At 71.0% G+C, this 23,661-nt stretch carries 21 protein-coding genes; 6 read left to right on the top strand and 15 right to left on the bottom strand.

The features are described from left to right. The first annotated feature begins 90 nt into the window (after positions 1–90). Positions 91–315, top strand: a complete 225-nt coding sequence (locus JMJ56_RS14120) for a hypothetical protein (RefSeq protein WP_202832401.1) — start codon at positions 91–93, stop codon at positions 313–315. Here the strand turns inward: JMJ56_RS14120 and JMJ56_RS14115 are convergent. Continuing rightward, positions 312–2,249, bottom strand: coding sequence for a PhoX family protein (locus JMJ56_RS14115; RefSeq protein WP_202832400.1), 1,938 nt, complete (start codon positions 2,247–2,249; stop codon positions 312–314). The genes JMJ56_RS14120 and JMJ56_RS14115 overlap by 4 nt on opposite strands. Positions 2,250–2,403: 154 nt before the next feature. Between JMJ56_RS14115 and JMJ56_RS14110 the strand changes: the two genes are divergently transcribed. Further along, entirely contained in the window at positions 2,404–3,117 is a 714-nt protein-coding gene (locus tag JMJ56_RS14110) for a response regulator (protein ID WP_202832399.1), read from the top strand. A 3-nt stretch (positions 3,118–3,120) separates the two neighbouring features. On the opposite strand, the gene JMJ56_RS14105 is transcribed toward JMJ56_RS14110, so the two are convergent. From JMJ56_RS14105 to JMJ56_RS14095, 3 genes are all read right to left on the bottom strand, one after another. Next, positions 3,121–3,792: a MarC family protein gene (locus JMJ56_RS14105; protein ID WP_202832398.1), complete on the bottom strand. Its 672-nt coding sequence runs from the start codon at positions 3,790–3,792 to the stop codon at positions 3,121–3,123. 64 nt (positions 3,793–3,856) lie between these two features. Continuing rightward, a complete protein-coding gene (locus JMJ56_RS14100; RefSeq protein WP_202832397.1) occupies positions 3,857–7,330 on the bottom strand; it encodes a PAS-domain containing protein in 3,474 nt (1,157 codons plus the stop codon). Between the two features lie 82 nt (positions 7,331–7,412). After that, entirely contained in the window at positions 7,413–8,867 is a 1,455-nt protein-coding gene (locus tag JMJ56_RS14095) for an N-acyl-D-amino-acid deacylase family protein (protein ID WP_202832396.1), read from the bottom strand. 60 nt (positions 8,868–8,927) lie between these two features. Here JMJ56_RS14095 and JMJ56_RS14090 point away from each other — a divergent pair, with 60 nt between their 5' ends. Beyond that, positions 8,928–10,505 (top strand): ABC transporter substrate-binding protein, encoded by a 1,578-nt coding sequence (locus JMJ56_RS14090; protein WP_202832395.1) that lies wholly within the window; start codon positions 8,928–8,930, stop codon positions 10,503–10,505. Between the two features lie 7 nt (positions 10,506–10,512). Further along, positions 10,513–11,385, top strand: coding sequence for a polysaccharide deacetylase family protein (locus JMJ56_RS14085; protein ID WP_202832394.1), 873 nt, complete (start codon positions 10,513–10,515; stop codon positions 11,383–11,385). Between the two features lie 20 nt (positions 11,386–11,405). Here JMJ56_RS14085 and JMJ56_RS14080 read toward each other — a convergent pair whose 3' ends face one another. The 11 genes from JMJ56_RS14080 to JMJ56_RS14030 form a co-directional block, all read right to left on the bottom strand. Then, on the bottom strand, positions 11,406–11,606 hold the full coding sequence (locus JMJ56_RS14080) for a hypothetical protein (protein WP_202832393.1): 201 nt from the start codon (positions 11,604–11,606) through the stop codon (positions 11,406–11,408). Between the two features lie 123 nt (positions 11,607–11,729). Then, on the bottom strand, positions 11,730–12,485 hold the full coding sequence (locus JMJ56_RS14075; protein ID WP_202832392.1) for an SDR family NAD(P)-dependent oxidoreductase: 756 nt from the start codon (positions 12,483–12,485) through the stop codon (positions 11,730–11,732). Beyond that, positions 12,482–13,168 carry an amino acid ABC transporter permease gene (locus JMJ56_RS14070; RefSeq protein WP_202832391.1) on the bottom strand — a complete coding sequence of 229 codons (687 nt, stop codon included), beginning with the start codon at positions 13,166–13,168 and terminating at the stop codon, positions 12,482–12,484. The genes JMJ56_RS14075 and JMJ56_RS14070 overlap by 4 nt, the downstream gene beginning before the upstream one ends. Next, positions 13,168–13,839 (bottom strand): amino acid ABC transporter permease, encoded by a 672-nt coding sequence (locus JMJ56_RS14065; RefSeq protein ID WP_202832390.1) that lies wholly within the window; start codon positions 13,837–13,839, stop codon positions 13,168–13,170. Before JMJ56_RS14065 ends, JMJ56_RS14070 begins: the two co-directional genes overlap by 1 nt. A gap of 7 nt (positions 13,840–13,846) precedes the next feature. After that, positions 13,847–14,695 carry an ABC transporter substrate-binding protein gene (locus JMJ56_RS14060; protein WP_202832389.1) on the bottom strand — a complete coding sequence of 283 codons (849 nt, stop codon included), beginning with the start codon at positions 14,693–14,695 and terminating at the stop codon, positions 13,847–13,849. A gap of 65 nt (positions 14,696–14,760) precedes the next feature. Further along, the gene (gene hemC / locus JMJ56_RS14055) at positions 14,761–15,762 is read right to left on the bottom strand and encodes a hydroxymethylbilane synthase (RefSeq protein ID WP_202832388.1); all 1,002 of its coding nucleotides are present in this window, start codon (positions 15,760–15,762) and stop codon (positions 14,761–14,763) included. A 15-nt stretch (positions 15,763–15,777) separates the two neighbouring features. Beyond that, positions 15,778–16,968, bottom strand: a complete 1,191-nt coding sequence (locus JMJ56_RS14050) for a geranylgeranyl diphosphate reductase (RefSeq protein WP_202832387.1) — start codon at positions 16,966–16,968, stop codon at positions 15,778–15,780. Positions 16,969–16,986: 18 nt separating this feature from the next. Then, positions 16,987–18,282, bottom strand: a complete 1,296-nt coding sequence (locus JMJ56_RS14045) for a BCD family MFS transporter (RefSeq protein WP_328702379.1) — start codon at positions 18,280–18,282, stop codon at positions 16,987–16,989. Beyond that, positions 18,279–19,178 carry a chlorophyll synthase ChlG gene (gene chlG / locus JMJ56_RS14040; protein WP_202832386.1) on the bottom strand — a complete coding sequence of 300 codons (900 nt, stop codon included), beginning with the start codon at positions 19,176–19,178 and terminating at the stop codon, positions 18,279–18,281. The genes JMJ56_RS14045 and chlG overlap by 4 nt, the downstream gene beginning before the upstream one ends. Positions 19,179–19,182: 4 nt before the next feature. After that, entirely contained in the window at positions 19,183–20,613 is a 1,431-nt protein-coding gene (gene ppsR, locus JMJ56_RS14035) for a transcriptional regulator PpsR (RefSeq protein WP_202832385.1), read from the bottom strand. Between the two features lie 66 nt (positions 20,614–20,679). Next, on the bottom strand, positions 20,680–21,351 hold the full coding sequence (locus tag JMJ56_RS14030; RefSeq protein ID WP_202832384.1) for a cobalamin B12-binding domain-containing protein: 672 nt from the start codon (positions 21,349–21,351) through the stop codon (positions 20,680–20,682). Positions 21,352–21,889: 538 nt separating this feature from the next. On the opposite strand from JMJ56_RS14030, the gene bchF reads away from it, so the two are divergent. Then, on the top strand, positions 21,890–22,384 hold the full coding sequence (gene bchF, locus JMJ56_RS14025; RefSeq protein ID WP_456318789.1) for a 2-vinyl bacteriochlorophyllide hydratase: 495 nt from the start codon (positions 21,890–21,892) through the stop codon (positions 22,382–22,384). After that, positions 22,381–23,658, top strand: coding sequence for a ferredoxin:protochlorophyllide reductase (ATP-dependent) subunit N (locus tag JMJ56_RS14020; protein ID WP_202832382.1), 1,278 nt, complete (start codon positions 22,381–22,383; stop codon positions 23,656–23,658). The genes bchF and JMJ56_RS14020 overlap by 4 nt, the downstream gene beginning before the upstream one ends. Positions 23,659–23,661: the final 3 nt, after the last annotated feature.

Here is a 23,661-nt window from a genome sequence, read left to right as displayed (position 1 = left end):
TGTTCCGTTTCGATGAAAAATATGTGTCAGCCCGCTTGACCGTCCACGCGGAACGGATGAGTCTGGGCGAGGTCGGATCACGGATGCCGCATGGACCGCCGAGCCCCGCCCCGCTCCAGCCTCTATCGCGCCCATCGCCTGGTGGCCCGTGGCGCTGCACCGCAAGGCTGGACCGTCTCCATCCATCCGCCCGGCGGCCAGCCGCGGGCGGTGTTGCGCAACACGGTGCCCGCCGGCCTCGCCATCCTCATCGAGGAGGCGAAGCACCAGGTCGACCGCCGCCTCGACGGCCCGGAGTGGCAGCGGGAGCCCTAGCTCCCGATCTCGCCCCCACCCTTCCGGGTAATGGCGATCACCGAAGGCCGCGGCGGCATGCCCTCCTGGAAGTCCGGCCAGCGCGTGCTCGGCCGCTCGAAGCTGCTGCCCGGGTCCTCGCCGGGATGTTGGATGGCGAGGAAGATCGTCTCCCCATCCAGCGTGAAGCACGGCCCGCAGACCTCCGCCCCGGTCGGCGCCTGGTAGAAGAGCCGCGGGAGTGCCCGCCCATAGCCGCTGGTATCCGCGGCATAGAGCCCATCCGCCACGCCCGCCGCCGCCGGCGCGCCGTCGGTCGCGATCCACATCCGCCCATGCTTGTCGAAGGCGCAGTTGTCGGGGCAGGAGAGCCAGCCCTGGTCGCTCGTCGCCCGGTGGTAGCGCGCCCCGGCATCGACGCCCGGCTTGCCGGCGAGCAGGAAGATCTCCCACCTCCCCGTCGCCGCCGCATGATCGACCCGCCCCGTCCCGGCGCCGGGCGGGATGATCTCCACCACATGCCCATGGTCGTTACCCGGCCGCGGATTGGCGGCGTTCAGCCGCTGCGCCGTGCGGGAGCCATTGTTGGTCAGCATGGCATAGACGCGGCCCGTCGCCGGGTTCGGCTCCACATCCTCAGGCCGGTCCATTGGCGTCGCGCCCAGCAGGTCCGCCGCCCGCCGCGTCTCGATCAGCACATCCGCCTGGGAGGCGAAGCCGTTCGCCGCCGTCAGCGGTCCTTCGCCATGCACCAGCGGCAGCCAGGCCAGCGTGCCGTCATCCTGGAAGCGGGCGACATAAAGCGTGCCCTCGTCCAGCAGGTCGCGGTTGGCCGCCGCATCGCCCGCGACGAAGGGCCGCGCCGTGACGAATTTGTAGATGTACTCGTAGCGCTCGTCATCGCCCATGTAGATGACGACGCGCCCGTCCGCGCTGACCACATGGTTGCACGCTTCGTGCTTGAAATGCCCGAGCGCTGTCCGCTTCACCGGCACCGAGTGTGGGTCGTAGGGATCGAACTCGACCACCCAGCCGAAGCGGTTCGGCTCGTTCGGCTCGCGGTCGAGGTCGAAGCGCGGCTCGTAGCGCGGCCAGGCATAGTTGGCCTCGGGGATGATGCCGTAGCGCTTGTAGTGGTTCCTTTGCGCCCCCGTCTCCGCCGCGGCACCGCCGAAATAGACGTTGAAATTCTCCTCCGCCGTCAGGACCGTCCCCCAGGGCGTGTTGCCGCCGGAGCAGTTGTTGAGCGTGCCCAGCACCCGCGTGCCCGTCGGGTCGGCATTCGTCTTCAGCCGCTCATGCCCTGCCGCCGGGCCGCTGATCCGCATCGGCGTCTCCGCCGTGATGCGCCGGTTCAGCCCCCCGTCGCGCACCGGCACCCAGCGCCTGTCCTGCCGGCGGATCTCGACGACGGAGAGGCCATGTGCCGCCTGCTCCACCGCCGCCTGCCCGGCGTTCGCCTTCTGCGCCGCGGCCCGCCCGGCGCCGAGCCCGGCGAACATCAGGTTGGTGTTGGTGTATTCGTGGTTGACCACCAACAGCCCGTGGTCACTCGCCCCCGACCCGCGTGGCAGCGGGAAGAAGTCGAGATAGTCGTTGTTGTAGCCGAATTGCTGCGCCTGGGCCGCCGCGGTCTGCGCCGCCGGATCGAAGGCCGGCGCATCGGCCAGCACCGGGTCGCCCCAGCGGATCACGGTCTGGATCTCATAGCCTGCGGCCACCGCGTCGCGCTGGCTCATCCGGTGGGACAACTCGCCGAAGCCAAGGCTCGACGGCCCCGCCGCCTCGGCCAGGGCCGGCCCGGCGGCAGCCAGCGCCGCGGCGGCCGTCGCCCCGGCCAGCACCCCGCGGCGCGAGAGCCGCCGCCCGGCGATCTCGGCCAGGGTCTCACGCGGCGCCGGGTTGCTGCCGATATCCTCGATCTCGATGAAGTCGGGCTCGTCGAGCGGCAGCATGGTGTCCCTGTCCCTTCCGGTCATGGCTGATCAGCTAGTCGCGCCCCAGGAAAGCGGAATGACGCCTGGATGAAGATTTTGCGTCATTCCCATGGCCCTTGCCGAGCAGCCTGCCTCGGTTACACTCCGCCGCCGATTTCCAAGAGGGAAACGCATGGCGGCACCCCGCATCGTGTTGGTGGAGGATGACGGTTTCCAGCGCCAGCTGGTCACCGACTACCTGGCCCAGCACGCCCTGCGCCCGGTGCCCGTCTCCTCCGGCGCCGAGCTGAAGCGCATGGCCGAGCAATCCATGCCCGACCTCGCCATCCTCGACGTCCAGCTTGGCGAGGCGGAGGACGGCTTCGCCCTGGCCCGCTGGCTGCGCGGCCGCTCGGCGCGCATCGGCATCCTGATGCTGACCTCGGCGGGCGACATGGTCGACCGCGTCGTCGGCCTCGAATCCGGCGCCGACGACTATGTCACCAAGCCCTTCGAGCCGCGCGAGTTGCTCGCCCGCGTCCGCGCCCTGCTGCGCCGCACCGCCGGCGCCGCTGCCCCGCCGCCGGTCAAGGTCTCCGAGGTTCGCGTCGGCACCTGCATGCTCGACCTGGAGCGCCGCCTGCTGGTCCGCTCCGATGGCAGCGAGGATGCGCTGACCGCCAGCGAATTCGACCTGCTGAAGCTCTTCGTCAGCCACCCCAACCGGCCGCTGACGCGGGACTGGCTGCTCGAATCCAGTTCCCACCGCGAGGCGGATGCCTTCGACCGGGCGATCGACAACCGCATCCTCCGCCTCCGCCGCAAGCTGGAGGCGGACCCGGCCAAGCCGGAGGCGATCCGCAGCGTCCGCGGCGTCGGCTACATGTTCGTCCCGCCGCGGGATTAAGCTTCAGCGTCCCGCCAGCAGCGGCCGCAGCACGTCGACGACGCCGCCAAGGGTGATCTGCGTGCCGACGCAGAGCATCAGGAAGGCCGCAAGCCGCGAGACCACCCGCGCCCGTGCCTCGCCGAGCAGGCCGGTCAGCCGGTCCGCCGAGGAATAGGCGAGCCAAACCGTCACCGCGACGGCGACGGCCGCCGCCGAGACCCCGGCGAAGAAGGGCAGGATCGCCCCCACTCCGCCCGGCGGCCGGTTGGCGCCGAGCGCGACCGCGACCGAGATGGTGCCCGGCCCCGTGGTGAAGGGCATGGTCAGCGGGAAGAAGGCATCGTCCGCCGCGCCGGTCGCCTCGCCCGCCTGCTCCTGCTTGCGTGCCTCGATCGCCTCGGGTGCCATCAGCAGGCTCCAGGCCCGCACGGCCACCACCAGCCCGCCGGCGATGCGCAGCGCCGCCAGCGAGACGCCGAAGAACTCCAGCACATAGGCGCCGAGCCAGAGCGCCCCCAGCATCATCATCGCCGCGTAGAGGCCGATGCGCTTGGCCAGCAGCACCCGCTCCGCATGGCTGCGGTCGGCCGTCACCTCGCTGAAGACCAGCGCCGCGCCGATCGGGTTCACGATGGAGAAGAGCGCCGAGAAGGCGAGGACGAAGCTCTGCACCCCATTGCCGAAATCGGGCATGTCAGTCGGCGGCCAAGGGAAGGGCAGGGAGCATCGCCCTGCATACCATGCCGCGCCGCCGGCGCTACAATCCTGCCCGCGCCGCCTTCAGCGTCTGCGCCAGCAGCGCCTCCATCCCCGCTGCCGCCTGCCGCGCCGCCGCCAGCTCACCCTCGCGCGCCAGGTTCTCGACGCGCGCCGCCTGCTCCGCCAGCAGCCGCGCGCCGACCATGTGCGAGGCACCCTTCAGCCGGTGCGCGGTGCCCGCCAGCCGGTTCGGCTCCGCCGCCGCAGCCAGCGTCGCCACCTCCTGCGAGGCATTGGCGGCGAAACTGTCGAGGATGCCCGACAGCCGCGCCGCATCTGCCCCGAACAACCCGCGCAACGCCTCCGGGTCGAACAGCGCGCCGCTTACCGTATCCGTCGCCGTCGCCGCCTCGGGGGCCAGCTCCGGCAGCCAGCGGCCGAGGGTGCGGGCCAGCGCATCGAGCGAGACGGGCTTGGAGAGGAAGCCATCCATTCCCGCCGCATAGCAGCGCGCATCCTCGCCCTTCAGCGCATCCGCCGTCACCGCGACGAGGCCGGTGCGCGGCAGCCCTTCCGCCGCCTCCTCCTCGCGGATCAGCCGGGCGAGGCCGAAGCCGTCGAGTTCCGGCATGTGCAGGTCGAGCAGCAGGATGCCGTGCCGCCGCGCCTGCCAGAGCTTCAGCGCCGCCGCCCCGTCCTCCGCCACGTCGGCGCTGAGGCCGAGCACCTCGAGCTGGCGCAGCAGCACCTCCCGGTTCACTGGATGGTCATCCGCCAGCAGCAGCCGCGGCAGCCCCTCGAGCGTCTGCGGTGCCGCCACTGGGCTGGCCGCCACCGCCTCCTCCGCCACCTCCCCCGCCGCCGCCGGGGCAAGCAGCAGCGTCACCGTGAAGCGGCTGCCGCGGCCCGGCGTGCTCTCCACCGTCACGTCGCCGCCCATCAGCTGCGCCAGCCGCCGAACGATGGAGAGGCCGAGACCCGTCCCGCCGAAGCGCCGCGTGGTGGAGCTGTCGGCCTGGGCGAAGGGCTGGAAGAGCCGCAGCTGCGCCGCCGCATCCATGCCGATGCCGCTGTCCTCCACCGCCAGCACCACCTGCACCCGCCCGTCCGGCTCCGGCCGCGTATCCGCCATCACCCGGACGAAGCCGCGCTCGGTGAATTTCAGCGCATTGCCGAGCAGGTTGAAGAGGATCTGCCGCACCCGCGTCGGGTCGCCCGTCACCCAGTCCGGCCCCGGCCCCGCCGGGTCGGTGAAGAGGGCGAGGCCCTTGGCGCGGGCCTGCGGCGCCAGCGTCTCCACCATGCCGTCCACCAGGCTGCGCAGGCTGAAGGGCAGCGCCTCCACCTCCAGCCGCCCGGCATCGATCTTCGAGAAATCGAGGATGTCGTCGATGATGCGCAGCAGCGACTGCGCGCTCTCCCGCATCACGGCCAGCGCCCGGCCCTGATCGGCCGAGAGGCCGGAGCGTTCCAGGATCTCCATCATCCCGAGCACGCCGTTCATCGGCGTTCGGATCTCGTGGCTCATGGCGGCGAGGAAGGTCGCCTTGGCGCGCGCCGCCGCCTCGGCTGCGTCGCGCGCCGCCTCGGCTTCGCCCTTGGCGGCCAGCGCCGCCTGCTCGTTGAGCTTCAAGGCCGTCATGTCCCGGCAGGTGGCGAGGATCTGGCCGTTGGGGAGGGTGCGGAACTGGTTCTCCACCCACTTTCCGTTCGGCATCAGGCGCAGCGGCATCGGCCCTTCGCTCGCCTTCACGGTCGCCCAGCGCTCCTCCACCACCTCGTCCTCCGGCCGGTCGAAGCCGAATTCGCCGTGGCGGTAGCGCCAGCGCTGTACCGCCTGGTGCGAGGAGCCGCGCTGCATCAGCTCCTCCGGCAGGCCGAAGAGGGCAGGGGCCTTGCCGTTGGTCTCGACGATGGCGCCATCGGGGTCGAGCAGGATCACCGCGTCCTGCAGCCCGTCCAGCACGCGGCGGAGCAGGGCGCGCTCCACCTCCAGCGCCTCCTCCTGGTCCTTGAGGCGGGTGATGTCACGGAAGCAGGTGAGCAGCCCGCCATCCGGTAAGGGCAGCATGTTGAACTCGATCCAATACCCGCCGGCGGTCTTGCGCACATAGCGGTTGCCGCCCGGCTGCAGCATGGCCCGGGCGCGTTCCTCCACCAGCGCCTCGAGCGCCGCCTGGTCCTCGGGCGGCGGCCCGAAATCGCCACGCAGGGCCTGGAAGCGGAGGATGTCCCGCCCGCTCGCGCCCGGATGCGCGATCTCGGGCGGCAGGCGGAGGAAGTCCATGAGCTGCCGGTTGGCAATGCGCCAGCGGTAGTCCTTGTCATACAGCATCACGCCATCGGCGAGGTTGTCGATGACGGTGCGCAGCGTCGCCCGCTCCGCCTCCAGCGCCAGGGCGCTCTCGCGCATCTCGGTGATGTCGCGCGCGACGATGCAGAGCTTGCCGTCCGGCTGCGGGTGGTAGTGCAGCTCGATCCAGCGGCCATTGGCGAAGCGCTGCGCCAGCCGCTTGCGGCCGGGCGAGGTGAGCGCCAGCCAATGCATGGCGACCTCGGCATCCTCCGGCCGGTCGCGGCCGAAATCGCCGCGCCGTACCATGTGGCGCAGCGCATCCTGGAAGCGCGCGCCGGGCCGGCCGAATTCCGGCGGCAGGCCGAGCACCGACTCCTCATGCCCGTTGGTCTCGAGCAGGGTGCCGTCCGCATCGAACAGCATCACCGCATCGCCGAGGCTGGCCAGAAGCCGCCGTGCCTGCGCCCGCTCCGCCTCCAGCGTCGCCTGCGCCTCCTTCAGCGCGGTCACGTCGCGGATGATGATGAGCAGATGGCCGTCCCGCCGCGGCCAGAAATTATACTCCGCCCAGACCCCGTTCGGCATCAGCGCGGTGAAGGTGAGGTCGCCGGCGGCCAGGATCTCCGCCCGCCGCCGCGCGACGAAGGCGTCCTCCGCCTCCTCGAAGCCGTAGTCGCCGCGCTGGTACATGTAGCGCAGCACGTCCTGATGGGTGCAGCCCGGCTGCACCAGCTCCGGCGGCAGGTCGAGCAGCCGGCCGGAGCGGTCGGTGTTCTCGAGGATCACCCCGTCGGGGTCCAGCAGCACGACGCAGTCGGTGACGTAGCGCAGCAGCAGCTCGCTGCGGCTGCGCGCCGTGGCCAGGCTCTCCTCCGCCTCCTGCTGCCGGGTCACGTCGCGGAACAGGCCGAGCCGGCTGCCATCGGCCAGTACCTCCACCTCGACCTCGAGGTGGCGCTCATCCGGCGTGACCCAACGGGCGGAACCGCCGGCCGGGGCCTCGAAGGGGCCCCGCGCCGGCCCGATCGAGGCGCCGAGCAATGAGGGCAGCGCCTGGCCACGGAAGGGCCGCAGGGTCAGCCCCAGCACCGTGGCGAGCGCCGGGTTGGCGATGCGCAGCGTCAGGTCGGGCTCGAACACGCCGATGCCGGCTTTCATCCGGCGCAGCAGGGCAGGCAGCAGCAGCGAGGCCTCGGCGGGGTCCATCAGATCCTGCGTCGGGGCATGGTCGGGCATGGACGTCATTGAACGCCTTATGCGTCTCATAGCGGTCCCATCGTCGCGGAAGAATTGTCGCGTCTGTCGCACCCCGCAGGGATCACGCCGCGACTCGCTGCAGGAGGCGTCCGGACCGGGCCTCCGTCGCGCCGCCCGCCTCCGCATACGCCGTCCGTCCGTTGACCCAGACCTCGGCGATCCCCGCCGCCGGCTGCCGCGGTTCGGCGAAGGTCGCGCGGTCGGCGATGGTCGCCGGGTCGAACAGCACCAGGTCGGCGAAGGCCCCCGGCGCCAGCACCCCGCGCCCCTCGAGGCCGAAGACCGCGGCCGGCCGGCCGGTCATCTTGTGGATGGCCGCTTCCACCTGGAAGAGGCCGAGATCGCGCCCGTAATGCCCGAGCACCCGGGGGAAGGTGCCCCAGAGCCGGGGATGCGGGTGCTCCGCCAGCGGCCCGCCATCGCTGCCGATCATCGCCATGGGGTGGGCCATGATCCGCTGCACATCCTCCTCCGCCATGTTGTGGAAGATGCCGCTGGCCGGCAGCAGGCGCTCCACCGCCGCCTCCAGCGAGACGCCCCATCCGGCCGCCACCTCGTCCAGCATCCGCCCCGCCATCTCGGGATGGGGCAGGGAGGCGGCGATCCTGACCGGCACGTCCGCCCGCGGCTTGCGCGCAGCGAGCGAGGTGGAGGCGGCGGCGTAAGGGTAGACATCGAAGGCCACCGCCTGCCGCCGCGCTCCCGCTTCGATCGCGGCCAGCGTCTCCCGCGACCGGCCGTGATTCTCCGGCATGGCGCATTTGTGGTGGCTGATGGCCACCGGCACCCCGGCCGCGGCGCCGATCGAGAGCGTCTCCTCGATGCTATCCAGCACCCCTTCCGCCTCGTTCCGCATATGGGTGACATAGAGTCCGCGATGCGCCCGGAGCGCCTCGGCGACGGCGATCACCTCCTCGGTCGGGGCGTGCCTGCTCGGCGCATAGAACAGCCCGGTCGAGAGCCCCGCCGCCCCCTCCGCCAGCGCCTCGGCGAGCTTGCGGCGCATCGCCTCCGCCTCGCGGTCGGTGGCCGGCCGGTCGAGGTCCCGCCCCATGGCCCCGAGGCGGAGCGACATGTGCCCGATCAGCGCGAGCGTGTTGACCGCGGCCGGCTCCCGCCGCAGCCGCTCCGCATAGGCGCCGAAACTGTCGAAGATCCACCACTCCGGCGCGCAGACCTGATCGAGCGGCGCCGGCGGGCGTTCGGCCATCGGCACCGGCGAGAGGCTGATGCCGCAATTGCCGACCACCACCGTGGTCACCCCCTGCGAGGTCTTGCAGGCCATGCATTGCGGCCCGCACAGCACCGCCTGGTCGTCATGCGTATGCGCGTCGATGAAGCCCGGCGCCACCGCCCGGCCGCCAGCCATCACCTCGCGGTCGGCAACGGCCCCGGAGAGGTCGCCTACGGCCGCGATCCGGTCCCCGCTGACGCCGAGATCGCCCCGCCGCGCCGGCCCGCCGGTGCCGTCGATCAGCATGGCGTCGCGGATGATGAGGTCGCAGCGCAGGGCCATGGTTGTCACTCCCGAGGCGGTGAGCTTGGCGCGCTGCTCCGGGGCTGCCAAGCTGCCGCGATGCCGCGCCTCCCTCGCCGCAGCCTGTTGGCCTCCCCCCTGGCCGCCGCCCTCGCCAGCCCGGCCCTCGCCCAGGCGCCGCGGGTGCTGCGCTTCGTCCCCCAGGCCGACCTCGCCATCCTCGACCCCATCGCCACCACGGCGACGGTGACGATGCTGCACGGCTATGCCGTCTTCGACACTCTCTACGGCACCGATGCCGGCTATCGCATCCAGCCGCAGATGGTCGAGGGCCATGTCGTCGAGGAGGATGGCCGCCGCTGGACCCTCACCCTGCGCGAGGGTCTCCGCTTCCATGACGGCGAGCCGGTGCGGGGGCGGGACTGCGCCGCCTCCATCCGCCGCTGGGCTGCGGGCGACGGCGTCGGCGCCGAGCTGCTGGCCGCGACCGACGAGCTCTCCGCCCCCGACGACCGCAGGATCCTGTTCCGCCTGAAGCAGCCCTTCCCGCTGCTGCCGCAGGCATTGGGCAAGGTCACCGCCGCCATGCCGGCGATGATGCCGGAACGCCTGGCCGCCACTGACCCCGGCCGTCCCCTTGTCGAAATGGTCGGCAGCGGCCCCTGGCGTTTCCTGCCGGAGGAACGCCTGGCCGGCGCCCGCCTCGCCTATGCCCGCTTCGAGGGCTACCTCCCGCGCCCCGGCACGCCCAGCCGCACCGCCGGCCCGAAGCGGGTGCATTTCGACCGGATGGAATGGCACATCCTTCCCGATCCGGCGACGGCCGCCGCCGCCCTGCAACACAGGGAGGTGGACTGGCTCGAATATGCCGGCGCCGACCTTACCCGCCTGCTCCGCCGCAACCGCGACCTCGTGGTCACCGCCGTCGACGACCGCAATGCCTGCGTGCTGCGCTTCAACCACCTGCAAGCGCCCTTCGGCAACCCCGCCATCCGCCGCGCCGTGCTGCCGGCGATCTCGCAGGCCGACTGCATGCTCGCCGCCTTCGGCGAGGACCGCGCCACCTGGAGCGACGATGCCGGCACCTTCCTCTCCGGCACGCCGATGGCCTGCGAGGACGGCCTCGCCCCGCTCCGCGGCCCGCGCGACCCGGCGGCCGCCCGCCGCGCGCTGGAAGCCGCCGGCTATCGCGGCGAGCCGGTCGCCATCCTCCAACCCAACGATGTCGCCCAGCTCAAGGCCCTGGCCGAGGTCGTCGCCGACGCGCTCCGTCAGGCCGGCATGGCGGTGGAGGTGGTGGCCGCCGACTGGGGCAGCATCGTCCAGCGCCGCGCCAGCAAGGTCCCTGTCTCGCAGGGGGGCTGGAGCATCTTCGTCAGCGGCATCGCAGGCGCCGGGGAGCTCGACCCCGTCTCCCATCTCGCGCTCCGCGCCAACGGCGCCGCGGCCTGGTTCGGCTGGCCCGACAGCCCGCGCATCGAGCAGCTCCGCCGCGACTGGATGGCTGCCGCCGATCTCGCCGCCCGGCAGCGCATCGCCCGCGACATCCAGCGTCAGGCGATGCAGGACCTGCCCTATGTGCCGCTCGGCGAGTATTCCCGGGTGACCGCCTATCGCCGCAACATCACCGATATCCCCACCGGCCACTGCGTCTTCTGGGGCGTGCGGAGGATCTAGGATGCCCATGCAGCCACGCGACCGAGCCGCCTATTCCGCCATCGTCGACCGGCCCCCGCTCCGCCTGCCCGGCGAGGCGCGCATCGCCGTCTGGACGATCGTCAACCTCGAGGCCTGGGACATCGGCAAGCCGATGGCCCGCCAGGTCCTCCCGCCGCCGACCGGCCAGGTGCTGCTGCCCGACGTGCCGAACTGGTCCTGGCACGAATACGGCATGCGCGTCGGCGTATGGCGCTTCTTCAAGCTCTACGAGCGCCTCGGCATCGCGCCCACGCTTTCGATCAATGCCCGTGTCTGCGAGGACTACGAGCGCGTCGCCCGCCAGGCGCTGAAGGCCGGCTGGGAGTTCATGGGCCATTCCTGGGAGCAGGGGCCGATCCACAAGGAGCCGGACCAGCGCGCCATGATCCATCGCTCGATGGATGCGCTGGAGCGCTTCACCGGCACCCGCCCCGTCGGCTGGCTCGGCCCGGGCCTCACCCAGACGCTGGAGACGCCGGAGCTGCTGGCCGAGGCCGGCGTGCAGTACATCGGCGACTGGGTCTATGACGACGAGCCCACCACCATCCGCACGGAGCGCGGCCCGCTCGTCACCCTGCCCTACACGGTGGAGCTGAACGACATTCCGATGATGCTCGTCCAGCACCATGAGAGCGACTACCTGCTGAAGCGCGCCATCGACCAGTTCGACCGGCTCTACGAGGAGGGGGCGGAGCGGGCGAAGATCATGTCCATCGCCATCCACCCCTACATCTCCGGCCAGCCGCACCGCATCAGGTATCTGGAGCGCTTCTACGACCACGTGGCGAAGCACAGCGGCGTGCTGCACTGGAACGGCGTGCAGCTGCTGGACTGGTACAGGTCTCAGGCCCCGGCCTGAGGCCGCTGCCGGCCGCTTCCTCAGAAGCCGGCAGCCCATTCCCCGCTGCTGGCCGGCCGGCGCCGGGCGGCCTTCGCCCTGCTGGCGCCGGCCCTGGCTGCATAGGCATCCCGCCCATGCTGCCGGTTCCTGTCCCTGACGAGGCAGTAGCCCAGATAGACAAGAATGAGAGCGAAATAGGTCGCGATACCGTAAGTAAAAAGGTGAAGCAGGGCTGCCATCTTGATCTCCGTTCCGAGATCCATTTTTGAAACAACGGACGTCCGGCACAACCTACAAGTTTGCGATTAAGCGCATTTAATGCGTATACGGATCATGCCGCGGCGGTCGCCGGGGTCTGGGCCTCAGTAGGCCATCCACCCGCCATCGACCATCAGGTTCTCCCCAGTGACGTACATGGCGTCGTCCGAGGCGAGGAACAGCGCCGCCCCCGCCACATCCTCGGGCCGCCCGAGCCGTGGCCAGGGCGTACGCGCATGGGAATAGGCGATCATTGCCGGGTCGATGGCCCGCCCCGTTTTGCCGGTGAGGATCTTCCCCGGCGCCACCGCATTGCAGACGATACCCTGCGCCGCGTAGTCCACCGCCACCTGCCGCGTCAGATAGGCGACGCCTGCCTTCGAGGTCCCATAGGCGATGTCGCCCGGGGAGGCGACCATCCCATGCTGCGAGGAGATGTTGACGATCCGTCCCCGCACCTCGCCCCGCGGCGCCTGCTGGACCATCTGCCGCACCGCCACGCGACTCATCAGGAAGCAGCCGGTGAGGTTCACCGCCAGAACCCGGTCCCACTCCTCCCTCGTGCAGTCCAGCAGCGGCTTGCCGAGGGTGACCGCCGCATCGTTCACCAGCACGTCGAGCCGCCCGTGCCGCTCGGTCACCCGCGCGACCGCCGCCTCGCACTCCGCCTCCACCGACACATCGGTGGCGATATGCTCGATGCCGAGCCATTCATGTGTCGGCTGCCCGCCCTCGCGCACGGCGGTCGTGACATCGGCGATCACCACCGTCGCACCCTCCGCGACGAAGCGCGCCGCGATCGCGCGGCCGATCCCCGATGCCCCGCCGGTGACGAGCGCCACGCGATCCTTCAGCCTCATCGCCCTGCCCCGCTCGCCTTCAGCATCCGCCGCTCCAGCCGCGCCACCGCATGCGCGAAGGGCCAGAGCAGCACGAAATACAGCACCGCCGCCGCCATCAGCGGCGTCGGGTTGTAGGTCTGCTCCTGCGCCACCCGCGCGCTCCGCAACAGCTCCGGCAGCGCGACCATCGCGGCGATGGAGGTCGCCTTCACCAGCTCCAGGCTGTTCGAGGCGAGCGGCGCGATCACCGCCCGCAGCGCCTGCGGCAGCACGACGAGCAGCATCGCGCGCAACGGCGAGAGGCCGAGCGCCGCCGCTGCTTCCCGCTGCCCATGCGGGATGCTGGCCAACCCTGCCCGGAAGATCTCGCCGTAATAGCCCGAGTTGTTGAGCACCAGCGCCAGCACCACCGCGGCGAAGGCGGGCAGCGTCAGCCCGAGGAAGGGCAGGCCGTAATAGATCAGCACCAGCAGCACCAGCACCGGGAAGGCGCGGAACAGGTCGATCCAGCACAGCAGCCCGACCCGCACGGCGCGTCCCCCCAGCGCGCAGCCCAGCCCCACCAGCAGCCCCGCCAGCATGCCGAGCGGCAGGGCGACGAGCGCCAGCTTCGCCGTCAGCCACACCCCCTGCGCCAGCAGCGGCCAGACCCGCACAAGGCTGTCCCAGTCGGCGAAGTTGTCGATCAGGTCCTGCAGCATCAGCGCGGCACCACCCGCCGCGCCTCGAGCCACCGGCTGGCGATGACCAACGGCAGGAACAGCACCAGATAGAGCGCCGCGGCGAGGGTCAGCGGTGAGGGGTTGGCCGCGATCGCCATCGCGCTCTGCGCCCGCCCCAGCACCTCGGAGAGCGAGACCGCCGTCCCCAGCGCCGTCCCCTTGGTGATGGCGATGGCCCTGTTGGTCAGCAGCGGAATCGCCAGCCGCACCGCCTGCGGCAGGATCACGAGAAAGAAGGTCCCACGAAACCGGAACCCCATCGCATAGGCCGCGTCCCACTGCCCCCGCGGCAGCGCCTGGATCGCACTGCGGAAGATCTCGGCGGCGAAGGCCGACAGCACCGCCCCCAGCGCCCCCACCGTCGCCCAGAAGGGCGAGAGCGTGACCCCCGCATAGGGCAGCCCGAAATACAGCACGATGATGACGGCGAGCTGCGGCAGCGTGCGGAACAGCTCGATCCACACCACGATGGCCTGTCGCAGCACCGGCACCCTGGCCGCCATCGCCACGGCCATTGCCAAGCCGAGCCCGATGCCGAGCACGACCGTGGCGATGGCCGCCGCCAGCGTCACCCAAAGGCCGGCAGCGATCTCCGGCCCGTAGCTCCGCAGGATGTCGAGGTTGAGGTAGTACTCGGCCAGCCGCTCCATGCGGCGGCTACTGGCAGCGCGGCGTGTGCGCCGTATCCTCGAAGCCCGGCAGCCCCGGCGGCCCATAGCCCGGGAAAACCTGCGTCATCGAGGAGCCGGCATCCGGCGGCGCCCCGTACCACTTCTCATGCAGCCGGGCGAGGAAGCCGTCCCCCTTCATGCATTCCAGCACCTCCTCCACCCGGTTGCGGTACTCCCGGCTCTCCGGACGGAAGGCGATGCCGAAATTGCGCCCCGTATAGTCCTTGAAGGCGACAGTGATCTGCCGGTTCTGGCTGGCGGCATAGACCGTCGTCGGAATCTCGTTGATCGCGGCGAAGGCGCGGCGCGTCAGCACTGCCTGCACGCTGTCGGGGAAGGTGTCGTAGCGCTGCACCTCGAAGCCGTATTTCTCGGCATTCGCCGTCGCCCAGGTGTCGCTGATCGTCCCCCGGTTGACCGCGATGGCCCGGCCCTTCAGCGCCTCCAGCCCCGCCAACGTCTCGTTGCGTCGGGTGATGAAGCCGTTGCCCGTGGCGAAGAAGGGCTCCGTATAGAGCATCCGCTGCGCCCGCTCCTCGGTGATGTTCAGCGGATTGGCCGTGAATTCGAAGCGCCTGGCGAAGAGCGCCGCGAACAGCCCGGAGAAGTTCACGTCGACGATCTCCACCCCCGGCCGTCCCAGCCGCTTGGCGATCTCCGTCATCAGGTCGACGCCGAAGCCCTCCGGCCCGCCCGCCCCGCGCACCATCCAGGGCGCCACGCCGAAGTCGGAGCCGACGACCAGCGGCCTGTTCTGCGGGTGGTCCGCCTCCTGCGCCGGCGCGGCGAGGGCGAGGACCAGCAACGGGGCGGCGAGCAGGAAGCGTCTCAGCACGCGAAGGCTCCTTCATCCGGTGAGCGCGCAGCCTCCCGATGCGGAGCCGGTCCGTCAACCCGTTGTCAGGCAAGAATATCCGCTGGCGCCTCCCGCCGTAGCCGCTCGCCGAGCGTCCGCCCGAGCCGCTCCGCCTCCATCGCCGGCCCCTCGATTCTGTCGCGCAGCAGGTAGCTGCCATCCGGCCGGGCAATGAGCCCCGTCAGCCGCACCACCCCATCCGCCCCGAGCCGCGCATAGGCCCCGATCGGCGTCCGGCAGGAGCCGTCCAGCGCCCCGAGCAGCGCCCGCTCGGCGGTGGCGACGATCCGCGCCTCCCGGTCCTCGATGGCGGCGAGCAGCTCGTGCAGTTCCACGTCGCGGGCCCTGACCGTGACGCCGACGATGCCCTGCCCGGCGGCCGGCACCACCGCATCGGCCTCGAGCACGACGCCCGCCTCGCGCTCGAGGCCCATCCGCTTCAGCCCGGCCAGCGCCAGGAAGGAGGCGGCGAAATCCCCGTTCCGCACCCGCCCCAGCCGCGTCTGCACATTGCCGCGGATGATCTCGCAGCGAAGGTCCGGCCGCATCGCCAGGATCTGCGACTGCCGCCGGACGGACGCCGTGCCGATCAGCGCCCCATGCGGGATGCAGGCCAGCGGATCGCGCCGGTCCGGCGCCCCGCACACGGGCCCGAGGATGATCGCATCCCGCGGGTCCTCACGCTGCAGCAGGCAGGCCAGCACAATCCCCGGCGGCAGCTCCGTCTCCAGGTCCTTCAGGCTGTGGACGGCGAAATCCACCTGCCCATCCAGCAGCGCCTCGTGGATCTCCTTGGCGAAGAGCCCCTTGCCGCCGATATCGGCGAGCCGGCGGTCCTGCACCCGGTCGCCCTCGGTGCTGATGACATGCTCCTCGAAGGCCTTGGCATTGCGCAGCACCGGGCAGAAGCCGCTGACGATCGAGAGGAAATGCCGCGTCTGCCACAGGGCGAGCGGCGAGCCGCGCGTACCGACCTTCAGCGGCAGGCTCTGCCCTGCGCCATGGCGCGGCGCGGTCGGGATGTCGAGGGAGCGCAAACGGGTCATCGAGGGCACTCCTGCTCAGGCGCGGGCGAAGCCGAAAAGATGGGCCAGATCCTTGAAGAAAATCCGAACATGCGCGAGCGGATCGCGGCGGACCAATTCCTTGTTCATGTAGGATTCCCAGGTCAGCCGCTGGACATCCTTGTCCTCGCAGATGGCGACGAACTTCTCCCGCCGCTTGTCGGAGGAATACCAGAAATACTGCATGATCCCGAGGATCCAGAAGACGCGGCCATGCGCTTTCATGAAGCGCTTGCGCGCGAGGCCGAGCGCCCGCGCGTCGCCCGTGGCGAGGCAGGCCTCCGCCGCCTCCGCCGCCAGCCTGCCGCCGAGCATGGCATAGTAGATGCCCTCGCCCGAGGCCGGCGCGACTACGCCCGCCGCATCCCCCGCCAGCACCACGTCGCGCCCGTTGTCCCAGCGCTTGGCCGGCTTCATCGGGATCGGCGCCCCCTCGCGGCGGATCGTCGCCTGCCCCGCCAGCCCCGTCGCCTCGCGCAGCGCGCCGACCGAGCTGCGTAGCGAGAAGCCTTTATGGGCGGAGCCGGTGCCGATGCTCGTCGTCTCCCCATGCGGGAAGATCCAGGAGTAGAAATCCGGCGAGTGCCGCCCCTGGTAGAAAACATCGCAACGCTTCGCGTCGAAGCTGCCCGTGCCATCGGCCGGCGAGGCGACGATCTCATGATAGGCGAAGACGCAGGGCACCTTGGCTGCCGCCGGCACCTCCTGCTTCGCCACCTTGCTCTTCGCCCCGTCGGCGCCGATCACCAGCCGCGTCCTGACGCGCACCTCGGCGCCATCCTTTGCGGCATAGACGACGACCGCCGTCCCATCCGCCTCATGCTCGATCCGCTCGAAGCTGCCCGTGGCGCGCTCCGCCCCGTTCTCCGCCGCGCGTACTCGCAGGAATTCGTCGAAATGCTCCCGGTCCACCATGCCGACGAAGCCGCCTTCGATCGGCATGTCGACCTCGCGCGCGGAGGGCGCGATCATCCGCGCCGCATTCACCCGCGCCACGATGATGCGGTCGGGGATGTCGAAGTCGCGCACCAGACGGGGCGGGATGGCGCCGCCGCAGGGCTTGATCCGTCCTGCCTTGTCGAGCAGCAGCACCCGCCGCCCGGCTTGCGCCAGGTCATCTGCCGCCGTCGCCCCGGAGGGCCCGCCGCCGACCACGACGACATCGAAGCTTCCCGGCTCGTTGGCCATGGTCGTTCCTCCCGATTCTTATCCGTTGCGCGACGCGGCGAGCCCGCCGAGGCGAAGCCCCGGCGCCGCCGCACGGCCGATCCTCGCCGCCAGCACGCCCGAGACGAGGAAGAGCGCCGCCTCGCCGCAGAACACCGTGCCGTAGGCGATGGGCGCCGAGGCGATGAGGCTGCGCGCCAGGTCGCTCGCCCCCGCCCCCGCCAGCCCGCCGAGCCCGAAGGCGATGGCCTGCGCCGCGCCCCAGAGACCCATGCGCATCCCCTCGCGCCCGCCGCGCCCCTGGCCGGCGAGCTGCATCATCGTGGCGATCGCCGCCGCCGCGAAGGCGCCGTTGGCCACCCCGAGCGCCACATAGGACGCACCGAGCGGCCAGCCCGGCCCCACCGCACCGGCTCCAGCCAGCCCGAACAGCGCCACCGCCGAGGCAGCGCATCCTGCCACCGTCCAGCCCTTCAGCGAACCGAACCGCCCGCCGAGCACCGCCACCAGGATCATCCCGCCGAAGACCCCGCCATGCTGCAGCGAGGCCAGCTTCGTCGTCTCCCCGAGCGAGAGGCCGAAGACGACGCCCCCGAAGGGTTCGAGGATCAGGTCCTGCGCGCTGTAGGCGAGCATCGAGACGAAGACGAAGACGGTGAACTGCCGCGCCTGCCGCTCATCCCAGATTTCCGCAAGTGCCGCCCGAAACCCGGCCCGCGGCGCGGTGTCGGGTTCTGTGCGGAGTGCCTTGGGCTCCATTCCCCAGACCGCCAGCACCGTCACCAACAGGGCGAGGCCCGAGACCACCGCCGCCACCGCCAGCAGCCGTGCCGGCGAGAAGGGATCGAGGAACCGCCCCGCCACTGCCGTCGTCACGATGAAGCCGAAGATCATCATCAGCCAGACGATGGTCGCCGCCGGCGCCCGCCGTGCCGGCGCCACCCTCGTGGCCAGCAGCGCCAGCAGCGACGTCCCCGCCGCGCCCACGCCGAGCCCGATCATCACGAAGGACGCGGCTGCCAACGCCAGCCCGGCCACGCGCCACTCCGCCATCAGCCCCGTCGCCAGCGCCGCGCCGATGCCGCCCAGCGCCAGCACCCCGACGCCGCCGATGATCCATGGCGTCCGCCTGCCACCGGCATCCGACCCATACCCCATCGCCGGCCGCATCAGCTGCACCGCGTAATGCAGAGCGACGAGCAGGCCGGGGATGGTCGCCGGCAGCCCCAGCTCCACCACCATCACCCGGTTGATCGCCGAGGTCGTCAGCACGACGACCGCCCCGAGCGAGGTCTGCACCAGCCCGAGGCGCAGGATGCCGAGCCAGCCGATCACGGCAGCACCGGCCCCAAGGGGGAACGGATTGCGAAGGCCGCGAAGAGCATCCCGAGCACATAGAGCGTCGTGCCCGTGCCGTTGTACCAGGGCGCCTTGCCGCGCGGATCGGCCAGCAGCTTCTGCATCAGCCAGAGCTGCACCGCGAGCAGCAGGCCGATGGCCCCCGCCTGCCAGGCGCTCCCCCAGCTCAACAGCAGCGCGACCACGACCACCTGCGGCACCGCCATCACCACGCAGGCCAGCTGCGCCGCCGGCTCCACACCGAGCTTCACGGGGAGGGAGCCGACGCCCATGCGGGCATCGCCCTCGACCGACTTGAAGTCGTTCAGCGTCATGATCCCATGTGCGCCGATGCTGTAGAGCGCGGCGATGGCGAGCACCCGCCCATCCGGTGCCGCCGCCCCGAGCACCGCCGCGCCGGTGATCCAGGGCAGCCCCTCGTAGCAGGCGCCGCAGGCCGCATTGCCCCACCAGCCATTCGCCTTCAGCCGCAGTGGCGGCGCGCTGTAGGCCCAGGCCAGCGCCAGCCCCAGCACCGTCGCCGCGAACCCCCACACCCCGAGCACCGTGGCCACGGCGAGCGAGACCAGCGTCCAGAGGATGGCGATATAGAGTCCCCATCGCCCGGGGATGCGCCCCGAAGGGATTGGCCGCCCCGGCTCGTTGATCGCATCGACATGCCGGTCGAACCAGTCGTTGATCGCCTGGCTCGTGCCGCAGACCAGCGGCCCGGTCAGCAGCAGCCCCGCCGCGATCACATGCCAGCGCCCCGCGCCTCCCACGCCCGACGACACCACGCCGCAGGAGAAGGCCCACATCGGCGCGAACCAGGTGATCGGCTTCAGCAACTCGAGGCAGGCGGCGGGGTCGAAGCGGAGGGCACGGTCGCTCATGCGGTCATCCCATTCCGTCGTTCTCGGCCGGCAGGTCGCCGAGCCCGTAGCGCCGGAGCTTCACATAGAGGCTCTGCCGGCTGAGCCCGAGCATCTCGGCAGCCGAGGCACGGTTGTCGCCCGTCAGCTCGAGCGCCGCCTCGATGCAGAGCCGCTCGATCACGTCGGTCGCCTCGCGCACCAGGTCCTTCAGCGGCACCTGCCCGATCAGCTCGGTCAGCTGCTCGACGGATCTCGGCGCCCGCCCCGCCGCCCGCCCCGGCGCCGTCACTCGGGTGCCGATGTCACGGATGGCGAAGCCGAAGCAGGGCCCCGTGCCGTTCATCACCGTGACGGCGGAGATCTCCACATCGACCGTCGCGCCATACTCGCCCCGCAGCGTCGTGGCGAAGAGCCGCACCGGCCCGCGCTGGCGGAGATTGGCGGTCAGCACCTCCATCTCGACGCCCGGCTGGCCGAGCCAGCGCTCCAGCGGCTGCCCCACCGCCTGCTCCTCGGCGCCGAGCTGCGCCATCTCGATGAAGGCCGCATTGGCGGTGACGATGCGGCCGTCCTGCTCGGTGACGACGAAGGCATCCGGCACGCTTTCGACCAGCCGCAGCATCTTCGACTTGGCGCGCGGCAGCACCACCGCCCCGGCCTCGCCCTGCGGATAGGTCAGCCGCACCAGCACCAGGCTCGCATTCTCCTGCCGGAAAGGCGTGGCGGAGACCAGCACGTCCCGCCCATCCTCCTGCAGCACGGCTTGCACATCCTCCGCGCGGCCCGTCGCCCGCATCCCGGCCAGCATCAGCTGGATGCGCTCCCGCGCGCGCTCTGCGAAGACGTCGAGGAAGATACGTACCGTGCCCCGCTTGCCGCCGCGGCCGAGCAGCTGGTCCGCCGCGCGGTTGGCCTCGAGCACCGCGAGCGTCGCCGCGTCGAGAATCAGCACCGGCTCGGTCCAGAGCTGGAACAGCATGCGGTAGCGCGTCTCGGCATGGCGCAGCCGCGCATAGTCGCGGTCGATCGACTGCTGCGCCTCGACCAGCCGCTGCTGCAGCAAGGAGAGGGGCCTGAGGTCCCGCCCGAAGGCAACAACCCGTCCGCCTTCGCCGACCCGCACGGTCGAGAAAAGGATCGGCACCGAGCCGTCCCTGCCGGCACCCTGGTTGATGTGCCGCCAGCGCGGCAGGGCGCGGTCGGCCACATCCTTCAGCATGGCCTCCACCTTCGGCCGGCTGTCCTCCGCCACGGTGTCGAGCCAGGGCCGGCCGAGCCAGCTCTCCTCGCCCTCCATCTCCGCGGCGAGGTCCTCGCTGTTGAAGGCGACGTCTCGGATGACGCCATGCTCATCGATGATGAGGGCGATATCCGCCGCGGCGGTGATCAGGATTGCGGCGGCTTCCGCATCGAGATTGCCCAGCGATGTCTTCGGGGCCTTAAACGCCTTCACGGGCGAGAGATTCCTTCATTCGATAAGGGGACGCTTCCTCCCTGGAAGTTTTGGCCAGACCTTGCCTCAGGCCCGCTCCACCAACAAGCGCAGCAGCCGCGCCGCCTGGATCGGCGCTTCCCTCGCATCCGCTGCTGTGGCGTCGGCCCCGACGAGGGCTGCATATTCGGGATGGCCGACGAAGGCCGGCCCCCCCACCATCACCGCCATGCCACGGTTGCGCGAGGCCTGCCTTGCCTTGCGGATAGTCGCTGCCAACAGGTCCATCCGCTGCGTCCCTCCCAGTGTCAGGCCAAGGATGTCCACGTGCACACGCCGCAGCATGCCGGTCAGGTCGCTGATCGATCGGATCGGCACGGATTGCGCCTGCCACCCGGCGCGGCGGAAGAAGTCCGCCACCATTTCGAGGCCGAAGACATGCTGCTCGCCCGGCACCGGCACGAGCAGCACGCTGTGCCCGGCCGCGCGCAGCGGCTGCGCCCCCTCGACGAGATGCGAAACGAGGCTTTCCCGGATGCGGCGGAGCTGCCCGAGCCCTAGGGTCACCGTGGCGAAGTCGCACACGTCATCGGCCCAGAACTGCCCGAGCAGCCGGGCGGTCGGCGCCAGCAGGTCCAGGTAGACGTCCTCGACCGCCATGCCCGACCGGTGCGTCGCCTCGACATAGGCCACCGCGGAGGCGAAGTCATGCTGCAGCAGCATGGCGCCAAGCGCATCGATGGGTGCCGTGTCGGCCAAGGCGAGACTCCTCGACTGGACGGCATGGGCAAGGCGGAGGCGGGGAATCACCTCGGCCGCCAGCGCGTCGCCGAAGCGGGGAGAATGACCCGGACGTTGCGATTCGACGAGGGGGGGGCGCGGGGCCGGGTCTGCACCGGCTTCCGCCAGGGCCTTAGACAGGTTCCGGCGCAAGGTAGAGCCGGCGGTTTGTCCCATGGCGGCCATTGGTTGTCTCCCGCCGAAAACTATCGGCTCCGGCCCGGATGAATGTCAATCTGTCTTTACGTCAATCGAGCTTGACACTCTGAAGCCGGCAGCCCTAGCCTTCCATCACTGAGCGTCACGCAACGGGAGGGCAGCCGGTACAAGAACGATGCGAGCAGGTGATGCAGGTATTTCCGTACCAAGCAACGCCTCCGATGGCATCGCCTTCGCACCGGTTCCTCAGCGGACCTTCTGAGCAGAGGGTTGTCAAGCAATGTTTACAATCGGCGTTGTGACTCGACTCATCGATTCCATCGATGCCTGCCCCTGGGGCACGGCATCCGGTCGGCAGGTGGCCCGCACGCGTCGCCTGCCCCTCTACACGGAGGATGAGCGCCGCCGCCGCGACGCCACCGGCTGGACCATGGTGCAGGGCGTCCTCGCCCCTGTGCAGTTCGGCGTCTTCCTCGTCAGCCTCGGCCTGGTGCTGAACTACCTGGCGACCGGCGAGGGCTATCAGGCCACCACCCTCTCCATCCTGGCGAAGACCGCGGTGCTCTACGCCATCATGGTCACCGGCTCGATCTGGGAGAAGGTCGTCTTCGGCCGCTACCTCTTCGCCCGCGCCTTCTTCTGGGAGGACGTGTTCAGCATGCTCGTCCTCGCGCTGCACACCGCCTATCTCGTGGCGCTCGCCGCCGGCATCGGCGACACGCACGACCTGATGCTGCTGGCGCTCGCGGCCTACGCCTCCTATGTCATCAACGCCGCGCAATTCCTCCTTAAGCTCCGCGCCGCCCGCCGCGACGAAGCCGCCTGGCCGACCGCACTGGGCTATTCCAAGTGAGCGCCGCCGCGCTCGCCCGCGCCCCGGATGCCGGCTGCACCGAGGCGCCGGTCCTGCGGGAGCGTGGCCAGCGCGAGGTCTTCTGCGGCCTCACCGGCATCATCTGGCTGCACCGCAAGATCCAGGATGCCTTCTTCCTCGTCGTCGGCTCGCGCACCTGCGCCCATCTCATGCAGTCCGCCGCCGGCGTCATGATCTTCGCCGAGCCGCGCTTCGCCACCGCCATCATGGAGGAGCGCGACCTTGCCGGCATGACGGATGCGAACGAGGAGCTCGACCGCGTCGTCGCCCAGCTCCTCGCCCGCCGCCCCGACATCCGCCTGCTCTTCCTCGTCGGCTCCTGCCCGTCGGAGGTCATCAAGCTCGACCTCTCGCGCGCCGCGCAGCGGCTGAACGCGACGCATGCCCCCGGCGTGCGCGTGCTGAACTACTCCGGCAGCGGCATCGAGACGACCTTCACCCAGGGCGAGGATGCCTGCCTCGCCGCCCTCGTCCCGGAGATGCGCGCCGATCCCGCGCCCGGCCTCCTCGTCGTCGGCGCGCTGGCCGAGGTGGTCGAGGACCAGATGCGCCGCCTCTTCGCGGCCCTCGGCATCGGCCCCGTCGCCTTCCTGCCGCCCCGCCGCGCCGCCGACCTGCCCGGCGTGGGTCCCGGCACCCGCTTCCTCCTCGCCCAGCCCTTCCTCGCCGAGACGGCGCGGCTGCTCGAGGACCGCGGGGCCCGCCGCCTCGCCGCGCCCTTTCCGCTCGGCGCCGAGGGCACCACCGCCTGGCTCCGTGCCGCCGCCGAGGCCTGGGGCATCCCCGCCGCCCGCTTCCGCGAGGTGACAACGGCCGGCGAGCAGCGCGCCCGCACCGCCATCGCCCGCCACCGCCCGCTGCTCGCGGGCCGCCGCATCACCTTCTTCCCCGACAGCCAGCTCGAGATCCCGCTCGCCCGCTTCCTGTCACGCGAGCTGGACATGCAGCCGGTCGAGATCGGCACGCCGTACCTGCACCGCCAGCACCTCGCCGAGGAGCTGGCCCTGCTGGCCGCCGATGCGATGCTGAGCGAGGGCGGCGATGTCGACCGCCAGCTCGACCGCTGCCGCGCCGCGCGGCCCGACATCGTCGTCTGCGGCCTCGGCCTCGCCAATCCGCTGGAGGCGGAGGGCTTCACCACCAAGTGGTCCATCGAGCTGGTCTTCACCCCGATCCAGGGCTACGACCAAGCCGGCGACCTCGCTGCGCTCTTCGCCCGGCCGCTCGACCGCCGCACGCGGTTGATGGTGTAGCGC

The organism is Belnapia arida (assembly GCF_016773205.1).
In the GTDB taxonomy this organism is placed as follows: Bacteria; Pseudomonadota; Alphaproteobacteria; order Acetobacterales; family Acetobacteraceae; genus Belnapia; species Belnapia arida.
This window is presented reverse-complemented; position numbering and strand designations above follow the sequence as displayed.